Raw genomic sequence first — 14,660 nt, 5'->3', positions numbered from 1 at the left:
TCAAGAGGGTGATCCCACCGGATTGTGTCCCGACGGACAGGACGTAGTCCGGCGGGCATCCTTGCCTCCCGCCTGGACAGTGCGCCCGAGACGCCGTACACCCGGTGCACTACCTGTCGATCGGGACACCGGCGAAGGCGCGTCGGCAGACGAGTGCTTGCCGCCGCAGGAATCTGAGGATATGATTTTGAAGTCATATGACTCCAGTGACATAGTCTAAGGTGCAGATCGACTGGCCGGCGGACTTCGGTGACTGGCTCGACCGGGTCGAAACACGAGCGGACAAAGGGGATGAGCATGCGAAACAGGTGCTCGTCCTCGTCGCTGCCGAACTCAAGCATCTCCAGGACCTCAAGGAACCGCCCACTCGCGAAACCGAAACGGCGACCCTGCGATGGGTGCGGCAGTCGAAGCGGTATCCCCTCTGGCGGGTCTCACATCCATACCGGGATGGTGTCGCGATCCGGCTCATCTGCTGGTTCCCGCCCGACTCCGACGTCGTCGTGGTTGCGCTCTTCGCCGGCGACAAGGCCCGGATCGGGGATGTCTTCCGCAACTCGGTGGGAGCCCGCGCCGACGGGCTGATCGATCAATGGAAACGGGAAGCGACGAGGGGGTAGCGGTGGGCAGAAAGCGTGCCGGCGAGGCGAATTTCAGGCGTGCTAATGATCGGCTGAACGAGTTGCTCGCCCGCCCCGAGGTCGCAGCCGCAGTTGCCGAGGTCGAGGTCGAGGCGCGGGAAATGGATCGGGTCTACGCCGCGAACCTGGCGACGATCCGGCGAGCTGGGGCTCTCACCCAGGTCGAGGTAGCCGCGAAGCTGGGCGTTGGGCAAGCCGTCGTCTCGCGTCTGGAACGTCGGCATGACATGTTGCTTTCGACCTTGGCGGACTACCTGCACGCCACCGGAGCCGAGCAGCCACGGATCGTCGCGATCCTCAACGGTGTGGAAGTCGAGCTGGATCTCGACCAGTTCCGCGAGGCGAACTCGGCTTGAGATCCGGCCTTCACGGCACGTGATCGCGGAGTACGTCGCCTGGCAGGCTGCCGCTCAGCCTCCGAGTAGTTGGTAGTCGTTCCTGATCCGGAGCAGTTCTCGTCGGGCATCGTCCCCGATGGATGCCACGGTATGCAGCCGTTCGAACAGCCGCTGGTAGACGGCCACGTCCTCGGGCGCTGCAAGCATGCCCGCGGCGACTTCGGTGCCGATCACCACGGCAGCGGAGTCGTACATGTGGAAGGCGTGAGTGCAGAAGACCTCGACGGGCGTCGTCCAAGGAATGACTCCGAGCTGGACGTTCGCGCGCCGTGAGATCGCGATGATCTTGTCCAGTTGCTCGGTCATGAGGTGCGGATCGCTTGCCTGCCAGCGTAGTGCGCCCTCGGTGATGATCAGCACGAATTGCACCGCATCGTCGTCGAGGATATTGCCGCGGTCCTGGCGGGCGGCAACCGCGGCATGGGCGTCATCATCGGCGAGTCCATCACTGAAGACGAGCTCTGCATAAGCCCGCGTCTGCAGGAGTCCGGGCACCATCGTGGGCTGATAACTGCGCAGGAGCTTCGCCCTCGACTCCAGTTGGCCGATCTGCTGTTGGAGGCGTGCAGCTCCCCGGGTCAGGACGACCCGCGACAGTTGGCTCTCGGACTTCAGCTCGGTCGCAAGCCTGATCAGGTCGTCCCGCTCGTCAGCAGGTACGTCGTAGACGTCGCACAGGATCCGAACGTCCTCGGGATCGGCCCGGAGTCGCCCGTTCTCCAGCTTTGAGATCTTCGACTGGCTGACGGCAGCGCGACGAGCGGCTTCGACGCCGCCCAGACCGGCACGGCGTCGAAGCTCGCGCAGAGTCGTCGCAAGGTCATGAGCCCCGGACGCGTCGTTCGTAGCGGTCATGCTCGGGTAGGTTTCTCCGGCTCCCGCTGATTGGCTCGCCAGTACTGCGGGTGCTGGTTCCACCAGGTAGTGAAGTCCTCGCTGCCGGCCAGAGCGGCGTCGCGGGTTTGACGATACGGCACGACGTCGTCGGTAAGACTCGCGCCGAGGTAGGCGCCGCGCTCGTCGTAGTGCATGCGGAGAACGGTCTCGTCGTCCATGAGCCAGAAGTCCTCGAGCAGTTCGAGGTCGGTGCGAAGTTCGTGCTCTGAGAGGTCGAGGATATGGATCTGCTCTCCAGCCTCGGCGTTCGGCACGTACCCCCACTCGCATTCGTAGCGTAGGTAATCGCTCAGGGGTGATCGCAGTACGTGCACTCGGTGCCGGAGCTTGCCCGCAGCATGTTCTGTACGCAGTACCTCTAGCCACGCCCCTTTTCGCTGCGGATCCGGTTCGGGCTCGCCGGCCAAGTAGCGCACTACGTCTCCCCCGTCCGACCCGACTTGGTAGTGGTCGAGAGCCTCGAGGCGGAATGCGCTGCGCTGGAAACCCTCGAAGATGGCGTCCACCTGATCCTCGGGCAACATCAACGGCTCTCCCAAAGGGTACGAGGAATCCGGACAACAGCCTCCCCGGGTCCGGCCTTCGCGAGGAGTTCATCGTCACCCTCGACGATCGCCCCAACGACGTACACGGAGTCGGGGTCGATGGCCCGAGTCCAGGTGGCCGGGCAGGTCTTGTTGTCCGGGCAATCACCGGCGATCCGTAGCAGCTGTGACATCGGGACGTCCTCCTTGATCAGAGTGCTGGCAGAGCAACCATAGACACAATGCTGTCATGATTGGAATATCTGCCTGCAGAGTAATCGAATTGGCTTGATATTCCTCTTTCTATATGGAATATTGCTCTGCATCTGACCTGGCTTGTCAGCGGCACTGTGTACCTCTCATGCCGGTCAGGGTGCCGGGATGACCAATCAGTTCCCCTGCCTCGGCACCCTGACCGTTCCACTCCCATCGGAAGGGCACGGGGATGTTGTCCGATACCGAGAACATCGTGCAGTTGCTCGAGCACGAGCCGGCCATGGATGACATGGTCGATCAGTTGCATCAGGTTCACGCCGTCGATGCTGCGTTGGAGACGCTCGCCGTCGCAGCGCAACTGCGATGGATCGAGGCGCGGGTGATGCTCCATGTGGCCCGGCTGCGAGATGTCTGGCGAGCCGCTGAGGACCGCACTGACACCGAAGCCCTTGAGAAGGCTCTGGCCGTCTACCGACGGCACGTCAATGATGTGCGTCCATGACCCGCGCGACCGCGGCGACGTTTGCCCAGGGCAACGAGCGGTTGAACAATTTGCTTGCCCGCCGGGAGATTGCGGCCGGAGTCGCCGAGATCGAGTCAGAGGCGCAGGTCCTGTCCCGATGGACAGGACATAGTGCGGTGGGTGCCCTTGGCTCGCGCCTGGACAGTGCGGGCGAGACGGCGTACATGGGGTGCACTACCTGTCGGTCGGGACATCGCCCAGGACGCGGACGAGTATTTGGAGTGCCGCGTGCAGGTCCTCGGTGGAGGGGGTGGCGTAGCCGATTACCAGGCCTGGGGGGCCGGGGGTGGTTCGGCGGTAGTCAGAGAGGGGGGCTATGGCTACGCCGGCGGCTCGGGCTTGGGCGGCGACTGCTCGGTCGTCGAGGGAGTTGGGTAGGAGCAGGGTGATGTGGAGGCCGGCGTCTTGGCCGACTATCTGGCCGTGGGGGGCCAGGACTTTGCAGGTGTGGTTGCGGCGTTCGGCGTACAGGCGTTTGGATCTGCGGATGACCTGGTCGAGGTAGCCGTCGCGGAGCATCGCGAGAAAGGCTGCCTGCATCGGCCAGGCCGGCCAGTCGCCGGCTTCTTCCCGGTACGCCGACAGTTGGTCGACCACGTCGGCGGATGCGACCAGCCAGCCGAGTCGCAGGGCCGGGCTGATCACCTTGGAGAGCGTGCCCAGGTGGACCACGCGGTCCAGGTCGAGCTGTGCTAGCGCGGGCAGCGGCGCGACGTCGTACCGGAACTCGCTGTCGTAGTCGTCCTCGATCAGGGTCGCGCCGGTCCGTCGTGCCCAGCGGATGAGTTCGTTGCGTCTGGCAACAGGTAGCCGGCCGCCGAGCGGGTACTGGTGGGACGGCGTGACGTAGACGGCCGCCAGATCCGGATCGAGCGCGGAGACGACCAGGCCGTCCTCGTCCACCGGGATGTCGACCACCTCGAGGCCGTTGTGGCGTGCGGTCGTGACGGCGCTGACGAAGCCGGGGTCCTCGATGGCGAGGCGTTCGCCCGCGGTGCCATGCACGGTCAGCAGGAGTTGCAGTCCGTGCATGGTGCCGTTGGTGATCATCAGATTCTCCGGTCCGCAGGAGATACCCCGGACACGGCCGACGTGCTCAGCCAGCGCGGTGCGGAGCTCCGGGAGACCGGCCGGGTGCTCATAGCCCGGCGACGGCGGCCGGGTCGACACCTCCCGCCACGCCCGCCGCCAGCCGGCATCAACCGTCGGCCCGACGTACGGGATGCCCGGGCGAAGCGTCAGGAGCTTCTTCCCTGCAGGCTCGGCCGGTCGCGCCCGCGGGCGTCGTACCGGCTGCAGCGGTACTACGTCCGCGACGTACGTGCCCGAACCGGTCCGCCCCGCGATCCACCCCTCGGCGTGCAGTTGGTCGTACGCCGCCTGCGCCACCGACCGCGACACGGACAGCTCCGTGGACAGGTCGCGAGTCGACGGGAGCCGGTGCCCGGCCTGGAGCCGCCCGTCGCGAATGGCCGCCCGGAACTGCTCGGCCAGTTGCAGATGCAGCGGGCCACTGCCGTCGCGGGTCAGGACGAGAGGGAGTGAGCTATCCAAAGTGGACTACCTGATTTGTACGGGAATGGACCGTGCCAGCATGCCACTAAGCCACCAGACTGATCTCATGACCATCACCACGCCGCTCTCGCCGACCGACCGGACCAAGCTGCGCCGGGAGAAGGAACGAGCCGCGATCGACCGCGCCGCCTTGCACGACATCCTTCGCGACGGCATGTTCTGCCACTTCGGCGTGGTCATGGACGGAGCCCCGCTCGTGCTGCCCACGGCGTACGGGATGGATCTGGAGGCCGGCGCCGACGGCACTCTCTATCTGCACGGCTCGGTGGCCGCTCGCAGCGTGGTCGCGGCTCCCCAACAGACGGTCTGCGTCAGCGTCACCCACGCCGACGGCCTGGTGCTGGCGCGGTCCGCCTTCCACCACTCGGTGAACTACCGCTCGGCGGTCATCTTCGGCGTACCGCGTGTCATCACCGACCCCGACGAGAAGCTGCACGGGCTCAACCGGATCGTCGACCACCTCGTCCCCGGGCGCTCCACGTCCGTCCGCCCGCCGAATCGCAAGGAGCTGGCGAAGACCTCGGTGCTGGCCCTCCCTCTCACCGAGGCCTCCGTCAAGACTCGCTCCGGCGCCGCCAACGACGAGGAAGAGGACCTCGACCTGCCCTACTGGACGGGCGTCATCCCGCTGCGGGTAGTAGCCGACGAGCCCATCACCAACCCCGACTGCGACCTCGACGTCCCCGCCCACATCAAGACCCGTACCTACCAGCTCGGCGGCCCGTACCTCAGCGGATGGTGAAAGCCCCGGCCACCTGAGGAGCGGTAGCCGGGGCAAGGGCGAGCATCAGGCCGCGGTGCCCTTGTTGTAGTTCTTCTGGGCCCAGAAGTAGCCGACCAGGGCGATCGCTACGCACCAGACCAGGGCGAGCCAGCCGTTGCCGCTGTCCATCGGCGTCCCCAGCAGCAGGTGGCGCAGGGTGTCGATGACCGCGGTGAAGGGCTGGTACTCCGCGAACCAGCGGATGCCGCTCGGCATCGACTCCAGCGGGATGAACGTGTTGCTCAGGAAGGGCAGTACGAAGCTGATCGGCAGGACGATGTTGCTCGCACCTTCCGGCGTCTTGCTGGTCAGGCCGAGGGCGACCGCGAACCAGGTGAACGCGACGGTCAGCGCGACCAGCAACCCGCTCGCCAGCAGCCAGTCCCCCACCGAAGCGTTCGGGCGGAAGCCGATCAGGATGGCGAAGCCGACCACCAGGACCAGGCTGATGACCGTCAGGATCGTCGCGCCGATGACGTGCCCGGTCAGGACGGCCGGCCGGAAGATCGCCATCGTCCGGAACCTGGCCACGATGCCCTCGGTCATGTCGGTGCAGGCGGCGACCGCGGGGGACATCGTCCCGGACGCGATGGACATCAGCAGGATGCCCGGGGTGAGGAAGTCGATGTAGTCGAAGCTGCCGCCCCCGCCGAGACCGGCCGAGAAGGTGTCGCCGAAGACGAGGCCGAACAGCAGCAGCATGATGACCGGCATCCCGACGGCGCCGAGCGACAGGCCGGGGTAGCGCAGGGCGTGCCGCAGGTTGCGGCGCAGCATGGTGGCGGTGTCTGCCATCGGGTAGGACACGGTGCTCATTTGCTCGTCACTTTCTCGTCGGTGGTGTCGTTGGCGATCGGCTGACCGGTGACGGCGAAGAACACGTCGTCCAGGTCAGGGGTGTGGACGGTCAGTTCGTCCACCTCGAGGGAGGCGTCGTCGATCCGGGCCAGCAGGGCGCGCAGGGAGTGCACGCTGCCGTCGTTCGGTACCTGGAGGACCAGTGCGTCGTCGTCCTGGGCAGTCGCCTGCAGCGCCTGGGCAGCCAGGGCGAACTCCTCCGGTGCGTTGAACCGGAGCCGGACGTGTCCACCCGGCGCCAGCCGCTTCAGCTGCTCCGGGCTGCCCTGGGCAACCAGCCGCCCGTGGTCCAGTACGGCGATCTGGTCGGCGAGCTGGTCCGCCTCCTCCAGGTACTGCGTGGTGAGGAGCACCGTGACGCCACCGGCGACCAGCTGACGGATGAGCTGCCACATGCTGTGCCGGCTGCGCGGGTCGAGCCCGGTCGTCGGCTCGTCCAGGAAGATGATCCGCGGGCTGCCGACCAGCGTCATCGCCAGGTCGAGCCGGCGCTTCATGCCTCCGGAGTACGTCATGGCCATCTTCTTGCCGGGCTCGACCAGATCGAACTGCTCCAGCAGCTCAGCTGCCCGGCGGCGTCCTTCGCGCCGGCCCAGGTGGTACAGGTCGGCCATCATGATCAGGTTCTCCTCGCCGGTCAGCAGACCGTCGACCGCGGAGAACTGCCCGGTGACACCGATCGCCGCCCGGACCGCCTCGGGGTTGCGGTGCAGGTCGTGCCCGGCGACCCGGATCTCGCCGGCGTCGGCGGTGATCAGGGTGGACAGGATCTGGACCACCGTGGTCTTGCCCGCGCCGTTCGGCCCGAGCAGGGAAAAGACGGTGCCTTCGGCAACATTCAGGTCGATGCCGTCGAGCACGAGTTTGTCGCCGTAGGACTTGTACAGTCCCTGGACGTCGATCGCCGGGGTTGAGCTGTTCATGGATCCTCGCTTGTTTTCGGGCAGGGTGAACCTGACCCAGGTGGCCTATGGGATGGGGAGGAGGAGATTCAGGGAGTGCTGATCCGGCCGGCCGGCTCGGTGGTCGAGCCGCCGTTCGGGGGATCAGCGAGGTTCAGTTGGTGACTGGTGGACGGGTCAGATGTCGAGGTCCTCCACGGCCGGCTGATCAGCCGCGTCCTCGACCAGGGCGTAGAGGTCCTCCGGGATCAGCTCCCGGAGCTCTTGCACCGTTTCCACGACGTGCAGCGTGGCCTCGCCCTGAGCCATGCTCCAGGTCTGGTTGCTGCTGAAACTGCCGACCCAGCTGCGCCAGCCGGTGAACTCCTGCTCGGAGCCGTCGACGGTGGTGACGCTGCTGTACTGCTGCCGCCGGTCGGCGTGCAGGACGAACTTCCCGGTCCGGCTCCGGTAGACCTTGAACGCCTCGTAGCCGTTCTTGTTGGACCGGCCGCCCTCGGCGAGCAGTACGCCGGAGAACCGCTGCTTGCGGCCCGTCCCGCGCCCGACCCGGACGGTGATCTCGTCGAAGCCCTCGAGCCGGCCTTCCTCCATCTCGACGTACCGGCGGAGCGCGGTCGAGATCGCTTGGGACAGGTTGCCGGCGAGTTCCTGGGCCCTCTTGTAGAGGGCCAGGTCGTCGTCGGAAACGTAGATCGTCTTGTTCGGCATGGTCTCTCTCCTCCTACGTAGAACTATACGCATGGCATACGTAGGTGTCTACATATATTCGCCACGAACTTCCGCCCGGCCTGGCAGGATCGTCCGGTGGACACCGCTGAGAGCCGCTACGACCGGCTGACCGACCGCGTCGCTGCCCTGTATGACGAGGGCCTGCAGCGGGTCGCCCTGGATCTGATGGACGCCGCCGAGCCGGACCTCCAGCCGTGGGTGGCGGAGCTGGCCCATCTCCGTGCCTGCCTGCTCGGCTCTCTCGGGGAGTCCACCGAGGCCGTGGCGGCCTTGCAGCAGGCGAGTGACGCCGGCGGTTGGTGGGACGAAGGCATCCTCACCGAGGACGACGACCTGGCCGCCCTGCAGCCGCTGCCCGCCTTCCAGAACCTCGTAGCCATCTCCCGCTCGCGCCGGATCACCTCCCAGGACGAACCCCTCATCCAGCTCCCCACTACCCCGCCGTGTGGAGTGGTGGTGGCTCTGCATGGCGCGGGGCAGCGGGCCTCACACGCGATGCGGGATTGGGCGGGTGTGCTCGACCTTGGCTATGCGCTGGTCGGCGTGGAGTCCTCACAGCTGATGTCGCCGATGTACCGCACCTGGCCGGAGCCGGAACTCGCCAGCAAGGACGTCGCCCGGGCGCTCGACCAGTTCCCCCAAGAACTCCGCGGTCTCCCCTTGATCGCGGCCGGCTTCTCCGCCGGCGGCCGGGTCGCGCTCGACTGGGCGCTGACCGGTCAACCCGAGCGAGCGGCTGGCGTCGTAGTACTGGCTCCGGCGCTGCGGGAACTGCCGGCGGAAGCGCAGGCGCCGTTGTCCCCGGCAACCATTCTGATCGGCACCGAGGATGACCTGCTTGAGGTCGTGGACGAAGCCGCGGCTCAGCTCACTGCCTTCGGCCTCACGATCCACAAGCTGCCCGCCCTCGGCCACGAGATCCCCGCCGACCTGACGGACCAGCTGCGCGCGCTCCTCCCCGGGATCGACGCCTGATCCCGGGGAGGGCTTTGAATCAGCGCGGCGAGTACAGCCAGGGATGGGGAAGATCGAAGAAGGTCGGCATCCCGACCGCCATCGAGTTCAGCTCGTCCATCTGAGCCTTGAGCTCCGGCGGGGGCTCCTTCTTCTCACCCTCGCGGGCCTCGGCCTCGGAGGTGAAGTACATGGCCATCGTGTACTCACCGTCTCCGTACATCGCGGCTTCGGAGCCGAGAATCTCCGGGCGGAACCCGGCCCAGGCGTCGGAGTCCTCTGACATCAACTCGCGGGCCCGGTCCGGATCGGTGCCCTTGCCCTGCATCACCTGGACGAAGCCGGCGGCGTCCGGTTCACCGGTGAGGTCGACGACCACGTCTTCGGTCTCGTGGAAGGTGGCCTCCCCGTCGAGATTCGCAGAGAAGTCCTTCCACCACTGGTCCTGCGCGGGCTGCTGGCTGTTCTGCTGGGCGGCCTGTGCGGACTCGAAGCGGGCCAGTGCGATGAATTTGCCCTCCTCGGTCACCCCGGCCGTCGTACCGAGCCAGCCCTTCGCGTTCGGAGCCAGCTCTTCCGCCCATCGGTCGAGCGAAGCGTGTGCCTGTTCGGCGTCTGTCACCTGTCCCTGAATCACCTGAACGAACATCGTGAGATCCCCTTGTCTCCAGTTGCCGGCGATCGGCCTTATCGACGCTACGCCGATCACCGATCCCCAGCTGTGGATAAGGCAGTGCTCAAACCTCTTTTATCCACAGATTTCGCGGGTTTTGGCCCGGATCCGTCCAAAACCTTGGGAGAACCTGGGGACAACCCCGCTGGAAACTGTGCACAGCTGGGGATACCCATGTGGATAACCACACCTCTGTAATTCATCGTGAAGATAAGGTAAGGCTTGCCTATTCAATCTGCTCAGAGGAGTCTGCCGTGCGCTTTCCGCCTGCCCGTCCGTCGAGAAGGTCAGTCCTGCTCGGAGCCGCGTCGGCCGGAGCCGTCGCCCTGCTGGCCGCCTGCTCGAACGACCAGAAGCCGGCCGGAACGACGGTCCAGAGCACCGGGCCGTGGGAGTTCACCGACGATCGCGGCGTGAAGATCACCAGACCGGAGCGCCCGGCGAAGGTGGTCGCGCAGGTCTCAGCAGCCGCCGCGCTGTGGGATCTCGGCGTACGGCCGATTGGCATTTTCGGGGCGACCAAGGGTGCCGACGGCAAGCCGAACAACCTCGCCGGGTCGGTCGACCTGAGTACGGTCACCTCGGTCACGGAGACCTACGGTGAGTTCGAGGTGGAGAAGTTCGCCGCGCTGCAACCGGACCTGCTGGTCGCGCCGATCCAGGTCCCGAAGGAACTCTGGTACGTCCCGAAGGACTCCGTCGAGGCGATCGAGGCGATCGCGCCCACGCTGGGCGTCAACTACCTGGGCCGGTCTGTGGACAGGGTGATCGACCGGTACGCCGAAGTCGCGGCTGCGCTGGGCGCGGATCTGAAGGCGGCGCCCGTGGTCGCCGCCAAGGCGGAGTTCGCAGCGGCCTCGAAGGGGCTGAGTGAGCTGACGGCGAAGAAGAAAGGCCTGCGGGTGCTCTTCCTGTCCGGCGGCCCGGACAAGCTCTATTTCGGCAATCCGGCCGCGTTCGCGGACCTGACGCTGCTGAAGAGCCTCGGTCTGGAGCTGATCACCCCGAAGTTCGACCCGGCGGAGCCGCACTGGGAGGAGGTCTCCTGGGAGGTCGCGGACAAGTACCCGGCCGACGTGATCCTGTACGACGCCCGCTCGGCCGCCGTGTTCACCACCGATCAGGCCAAGTACCCGACGTACGCGCGGCTGCCGGCCGTCAAGGCCGGTCAGGCGCTGGCGTGGAACCCGGAGACGCCGACGAGCTGGGCAGCCTTCGCGCCCGCCCTGCGGCAGCTGACCACGGACCTGAGCCGGTTGCGCCCGGTCGCCGACTGAGATCCGTGGCCCGGATACGTCAGAGAGCGACTAGATCCACTGGGTGGAGACCACGAAGCCGACGGCGATCAGGCCCATGCCGATCAGCAGGTTCCAGTTGTTCAGGTCCCGCATGACCGGGATGTTCTGGCCGGCCACGTAGAAGACGACCAGCCAGATCAGTCCGAGCAGCCAGCAGCCCAGCATCAGCGGAGCGACCCATACCCGGCTGGTGGTACGCGGCTTCTTGGGAGTCTTCTCCACCTTCACCTTGTCGGTGGAAGACTTCTTGGTTTTGCGACTGCTCGACTCGGGCACGACTCGACTCCTCGTAACGGACAGCGGACACTTAAGCTAGCTCTGGCCTCGGTTAGCGTAGTGCAGACGAGAGCAAGGGGATCACGGGTGAGCAAGCTGCGGCGTTTTTCGCTCTGGCGCGCAAGTGCGCCGGTGGCGTTGCTGTGCGCCGGGCTGCTCTTTGCAACCAGCGCGACGAACGCCCGCGGTACCGATCTGCGTCCCAGTCGTAACACTACGCTCGCGGGCCTGGTCGAGGAACAGAGCCGGCGCAGCGCCAGCCTGACCCGCCAGCACGCGGCGCTGACCCAGGACATCGAGAAGCTGCAGGCCCAGCAAGGCTCGATCGAGCCCAAACTGGCCCGGCAACTGAAGGACCTGTCCTACCAGGTCGGTACTACGCCCGTCACCGGGCCGGGCCTCACCGTCACGCTCAAGGACGCCCCGCCCGAGGTGGTCAAGGACAACCCGGACGTCGACGCCGACTGGCTGGTGATCCACCAGCAGGACATCCAGGCGGTGGTGAACGCGCTCTGGGCCGGTGGCGCCGACGCCCTCTCGATCCAGAACCACCGGGTGATCTCCACCACGGGGATCAAATGCGTCGGCAACTCCGTCGTCCTGCACGGCGTGCCCTACCTGCCGCCGTACAAGATCACTGCGATCGGTGACCGCCGCAAACTGCAGCAGGCGCTGGACGACTCGAAGTACATCGAGAACTTCCAGGACTACGTGGTGCGGTTCCAGCTCGGCTACGAGGTGAAGAACGAGGCCTCGATCGCGATGCCCGCCTACGAGGGCACGCTGGAGCTGCAGAGCGCGACCGTGCCCGGCTTCGAGAAGACCCCGACCGCCAGCCCCTCGGCGACCGGTCGCTGAATCCGAGCGGCCCGGTTGCGGTCCGTCTGTGACAATGGTCGGCATGCCGCGGATCCTCGTCGTCGACAACTACGACTCCTTCGTCTACAACCTCGTGCAGTACCTGCAGCAGTTGCAGGCCGACACGACCGTGCTGCGCAACGACGAGGTCACCCCCGACCAGGTCTCGGAGTACGACGGCGTCCTGCTTTCCCCCGGCCCCGGTACTCCGGAAGAAGCCGGCGCGTGCGTGGACATCGTCAAGGAGATGGGCGGCCGGGTCCCGATCTTCGGTGTCTGCCTCGGCCTGCAGGCGATCGGAGTCGCGTACGGCGGGGTGGTCGGCCGCGCGGACGAGCTGCTGCACGGTAAGACCAGCCAGGTCTTCCACGAGGGCGCCGGCGTGCTCGCCGGGCTGCCGTCGCCGTTCACCGCGACCCGCTACCACTCGCTCGCGATCGCCCAGAACACCGTGCCGGATCTGCTCCAGGTGACCGCCCGAACCGAGGCCGGCGTGATCATGGCCGCGCGACACCGCGACCTGCCGGTCGAGGGTGTGCAGTTCCATCCCGAGTCGGTACTGACCGAGGGCGGCCACCGGATGCTCGCCAACTGGCTGGAGATCTGCGGCGACGTCGGCGCGGTCGAGCGCTCCGCCGGCATGGCGCCGGTCGTTAGCTAAGCCAGGCAAAACGAAAGGCCGCGGGAAGTAACTCCCGCGGCCTTCGTGGTCTTCAGTGACGGCTATCCACCGATGATCGGCGGCGTCGCCGGGTCTTCCGGCGTTTCGCTCGGAGACGGTGTAGTGCTCGGCTGGGTCGGCTTGGTCGCGATCGCCAGCGTCACCTTGGTGCCCTCCTTGACCTTCGTACCCGGCTTGGGGCTGATTCTGGTGACCGTGCCTTCGACGGCTGCCGGGTTCGAGTCGTCATTGATGTAGGCCACGTTCAAGCCGAGGTCCTTGAGCGTCTTGGTGGCGTCTTCCTTGGTCTGGTTCGTGACATCCGGGATCTGTACCTCGACCTGGCCGGTCGAGATGGTCAAGGTGAACCTCGTCCCCTTGGGGTACTGACCGTCCTGACCCGGCTCGATCCCGATCACCGTGCCCTTGGGTGCCTCGTTGTCGACCGTCTTCGACTCCGACGCCACCTTGAACTTGCCGTCCGAATTCTCCAGCAGCTTGGTGGCTTCGGACTCCGACTTGTTGAGCACATCCGGTACCGGGAAGGCGGATGGCTCGGCGCGCCCGGACGAGACCACCACGGACACCGCGGTTTCCTTGTCCACCTTGGTGCCCGACACCGGGTCCTGGCTGATGATCGTGCTCTTCCCGACCGTCGAGCTGGTCTGATAGGTGGGGGCGATCTTGAGTCCCTGGTCGGCGAGCAGTTGAGTCGCCTCGGTCAGCGGGAGCCCTTCCACCTTCGGTACCTCGACCTGCTGCGGCTGGGTGGCGGTGGTCTGGCCGCCACCGGCCGGGTTGTTGTTCTTGTCGCCCATGTTCGTGATGATCGCGTAGGCGCCGACGGCGATGGCCACGATCGCCAAGCCGAGCAGGAAGTACGCGAGCCCCCGGTTGCGCCGGGCGCGAGCGGTCTGCGCCTCGTCACCCCCGTCGTCGGGCGGGAGCAGGTCGTTGGACTGCGGCTGGTACGCCACGGTGGCCGCGGCCGGCGCGGCCTGGGTCGCTGCCATCGCCCGGGTCTCGGCGACGGCCGCCATCGGTGCGGTCACCTGCTGACCGGCCAGCACCCGGTGGATGTCCTGGCGCATCTCGTTGGCGCTCTGGTACCGGTGCTCACGGTTCTTCGTCAGTGCCTTCAGGACGACCGCGTCGACCTCCGGCGGGATGTCCGGGTCGAACGAGGACGGCGGCAGCGGCTCTTCCCGGACGTGCTGGTAGGCCACCGACACCGGCGACTCACCGACGAACGGCGGCCGGCCGATGAGCAGTTCGTAGAGCAGGCAGCCGGTCGAGTACAGGTCGGACCGGGCGTCCACCGTCTCGCCGCGGGCCTGCTCGGGCGAGAGGTACTGCGCCGTACCGATCACTGCCGCGGTCTGGGTCATGTCGGAGGTGGTGTCCGCGACCGCCCGGGCGATGCCGAAGTCCATCACCTTGACCTGGCCCTGCGGGGTCAGCATCACGTTGCCGGGCTTGATGTCGCGGTGCACGATGCCGGCCCGGTGGCTGTAGTCGAGCGCCTCGAGCACGCCCGACGTCATCTCCAGAGCGCGCTCCGGCATGATCTTGCGGCCCTCGCGGATCAGGTCCCGCAGCGTCTTGCCGGCCACGTACTCCATCACGATGTACGGGATGGTGACGCCCGAACCGTTCGGGTCGGGCTCCTCGCCGGTGTCGTAGACCGAGACGATCGTCGGGTGGTTCAGCGACGCGGCCGACTGTGCCTCGCGCCGGAATCTGGCCTGGAAGGTGGAGTCGCTGGCCAGATCGACCCGGAGCCGCTTGATCGCGACCGTACGGCCCAGGCGGTTGTCGACGCCCTTGCGGACCTCTGCCATCCCCCCTCGGCCGAGCGGTTCGCCCTCTTCGTAGCGCCCGCCGACGAGACGTGCCTGCGATGTCATTACT

The 14,660-nt window shown here is 66.7% G+C and carries 18 protein-coding genes; 8 read left to right on the top strand and 10 right to left on the bottom strand.

Going from position 1 to position 14,660, the window contains the following annotated elements; genetic code table 11:
* Positions 1 to 221: 221 nt before the first annotated feature.
* The gene (locus A3ES_RS0110035) at positions 222 to 620 is read left to right on the top strand and encodes a hypothetical protein (RefSeq protein ID WP_020386670.1); all 399 of its coding nucleotides are present in this window, start codon (positions 222 to 224) and stop codon (positions 618 to 620) included.
* Positions 621 to 622: 2 nt separating this feature from the next.
* Positions 623 to 997, top strand: a complete 375-nt coding sequence (locus tag A3ES_RS0110030) for a helix-turn-helix domain-containing protein (protein ID WP_040454377.1) — start codon at positions 623 to 625, stop codon at positions 995 to 997.
* Positions 998 to 1,051: 54 nt separating this feature from the next.
* On the opposite strand, the gene A3ES_RS0110025 is transcribed toward A3ES_RS0110030, so the two are convergent.
* From A3ES_RS0110025 to A3ES_RS46770, 3 genes are read right to left on the bottom strand one after another with little or no spacing between them, the layout of a single operon-like run.
* Positions 1,052 to 1,894 (bottom strand): helix-turn-helix domain-containing protein, encoded by an 843-nt coding sequence (locus A3ES_RS0110025; protein WP_020386668.1) that lies wholly within the window; start codon positions 1,892 to 1,894, stop codon positions 1,052 to 1,054.
* On the bottom strand, positions 1,891 to 2,460 hold the full coding sequence (locus A3ES_RS0110020) for a DUF6879 family protein (RefSeq protein WP_020386667.1): 570 nt from the start codon (positions 2,458 to 2,460) through the stop codon (positions 1,891 to 1,893). Before A3ES_RS0110020 ends, A3ES_RS0110025 begins: the two co-directional genes overlap by 4 nt.
* Positions 2,460 to 2,654, bottom strand: a complete 195-nt coding sequence (locus A3ES_RS46770) for a hypothetical protein (RefSeq protein WP_020386666.1) — start codon at positions 2,652 to 2,654, stop codon at positions 2,460 to 2,462. Before A3ES_RS46770 ends, A3ES_RS0110020 begins: the two co-directional genes overlap by 1 nt.
* 251 nt (positions 2,655 to 2,905) lie before the next feature.
* Here A3ES_RS46770 and A3ES_RS0110010 point away from each other — a divergent pair, with 251 nt between their 5' ends.
* The gene (locus tag A3ES_RS0110010; RefSeq protein ID WP_020386665.1) at positions 2,906 to 3,178 is read left to right on the top strand and encodes a hypothetical protein; all 273 of its coding nucleotides are present in this window, start codon (positions 2,906 to 2,908) and stop codon (positions 3,176 to 3,178) included.
* Positions 3,179 to 3,373: 195 nt separating this feature from the next.
* Here the strand turns inward: A3ES_RS0110010 and pdxR are convergent, their stop codons facing one another.
* Positions 3,374 to 4,753 (bottom strand): MocR-like pyridoxine biosynthesis transcription factor PdxR, encoded by a 1,380-nt coding sequence (pdxR, locus tag A3ES_RS0110005; RefSeq protein WP_020386664.1) that lies wholly within the window; start codon positions 4,751 to 4,753, stop codon positions 3,374 to 3,376.
* Positions 4,754 to 4,820: 67 nt separating this feature from the next.
* Between pdxR and A3ES_RS0110000 the strand changes: the two genes are divergently transcribed.
* Positions 4,821 to 5,516, top strand: a complete 696-nt coding sequence (locus A3ES_RS0110000) for a pyridoxamine 5'-phosphate oxidase family protein (protein ID WP_020386663.1) — start codon at positions 4,821 to 4,823, stop codon at positions 5,514 to 5,516.
* A 45-nt stretch (positions 5,517 to 5,561) separates the two neighbouring features.
* Here the strand turns inward: A3ES_RS0110000 and A3ES_RS0109995 are convergent, their stop codons facing one another.
* The 3 genes from A3ES_RS0109995 to A3ES_RS0109985 all read right to left on the bottom strand — a co-directional run bounded on the left by A3ES_RS0109995 (position 5,562) and on the right by A3ES_RS0109985 (position 8,008).
* The gene (locus A3ES_RS0109995) at positions 5,562 to 6,353 is read right to left on the bottom strand and encodes an ABC transporter permease (RefSeq protein ID WP_020386662.1); all 792 of its coding nucleotides are present in this window, start codon (positions 6,351 to 6,353) and stop codon (positions 5,562 to 5,564) included.
* Positions 6,350 to 7,318 carry a daunorubicin resistance protein DrrA family ABC transporter ATP-binding protein gene (locus A3ES_RS0109990; protein WP_020386661.1) on the bottom strand — a complete coding sequence of 323 codons (969 nt, stop codon included), beginning with the start codon at positions 7,316 to 7,318 and terminating at the stop codon, positions 6,350 to 6,352. Before A3ES_RS0109990 ends, A3ES_RS0109995 begins: the two co-directional genes overlap by 4 nt.
* A 156-nt stretch (positions 7,319 to 7,474) precedes the next feature.
* Positions 7,475 to 8,008: an EXLDI protein gene (locus A3ES_RS0109985; protein ID WP_020386660.1), complete on the bottom strand. Its 534-nt coding sequence runs from the start codon at positions 8,006 to 8,008 to the stop codon at positions 7,475 to 7,477.
* Positions 8,009 to 8,104: 96 nt separating this feature from the next.
* Here A3ES_RS0109985 and A3ES_RS0109980 point away from each other — a divergent pair, with 96 nt between their 5' ends.
* Positions 8,105 to 9,004 carry an alpha/beta hydrolase gene (locus A3ES_RS0109980; RefSeq protein WP_020386659.1) on the top strand — a complete coding sequence of 300 codons (900 nt, stop codon included), beginning with the start codon at positions 8,105 to 8,107 and terminating at the stop codon, positions 9,002 to 9,004.
* Between the two features lie 19 nt (positions 9,005 to 9,023).
* Here the strand turns inward: A3ES_RS0109980 and A3ES_RS0109975 are convergent, their stop codons facing one another.
* Positions 9,024 to 9,632, bottom strand: coding sequence for a hypothetical protein (locus A3ES_RS0109975; RefSeq protein ID WP_020386658.1), 609 nt, complete (start codon positions 9,630 to 9,632; stop codon positions 9,024 to 9,026).
* A 278-nt stretch (positions 9,633 to 9,910) separates the two neighbouring features.
* Between A3ES_RS0109975 and A3ES_RS0109970 the strand changes: the two genes are divergently transcribed.
* Complete coding sequence (locus tag A3ES_RS0109970) at positions 9,911 to 10,933, top strand: ABC transporter substrate-binding protein (RefSeq protein WP_020386657.1); 1,023 nt, start codon at positions 9,911 to 9,913, stop codon at positions 10,931 to 10,933.
* Positions 10,934 to 10,963: 30 nt separating this feature from the next.
* On the opposite strand, the gene A3ES_RS0109965 is transcribed toward A3ES_RS0109970, so the two are convergent.
* Positions 10,964 to 11,230, bottom strand: coding sequence for a cell division protein CrgA (locus A3ES_RS0109965; protein WP_020386656.1), 267 nt, complete (start codon positions 11,228 to 11,230; stop codon positions 10,964 to 10,966).
* Between the two features lie 87 nt (positions 11,231 to 11,317).
* Between A3ES_RS0109965 and A3ES_RS0109960 the strand changes: the two genes are divergently transcribed.
* Both A3ES_RS0109960 and A3ES_RS0109955 read left to right on the top strand, forming a co-directional pair.
* A complete protein-coding gene (locus tag A3ES_RS0109960) occupies positions 11,318 to 12,088 on the top strand; it encodes a DUF881 domain-containing protein (protein WP_020386655.1) in 771 nt (256 codons plus the stop codon).
* Positions 12,089 to 12,131: 43 nt separating this feature from the next.
* Complete coding sequence (locus tag A3ES_RS0109955; protein WP_026162728.1) at positions 12,132 to 12,749, top strand: aminodeoxychorismate/anthranilate synthase component II; 618 nt, start codon at positions 12,132 to 12,134, stop codon at positions 12,747 to 12,749.
* Between the two features lie 62 nt (positions 12,750 to 12,811).
* Here the strand turns inward: A3ES_RS0109955 and pknB are convergent, their stop codons facing one another.
* Entirely contained in the window at positions 12,812 to 14,656 is a 1,845-nt protein-coding gene (pknB, locus tag A3ES_RS0109950; RefSeq protein ID WP_157630427.1) for a Stk1 family PASTA domain-containing Ser/Thr kinase, read from the bottom strand.
* Positions 14,657 to 14,660: the final 4 nt, after the last annotated feature.

The sequence above is a fragment of the Kribbella catacumbae DSM 19601 genome (assembly GCF_000372465.1).
GTDB lineage: Bacteria > Actinomycetota > Actinomycetes > Propionibacteriales > Kribbellaceae > Kribbella > Kribbella catacumbae.
This window is presented reverse-complemented; position numbering and strand designations above follow the sequence as displayed.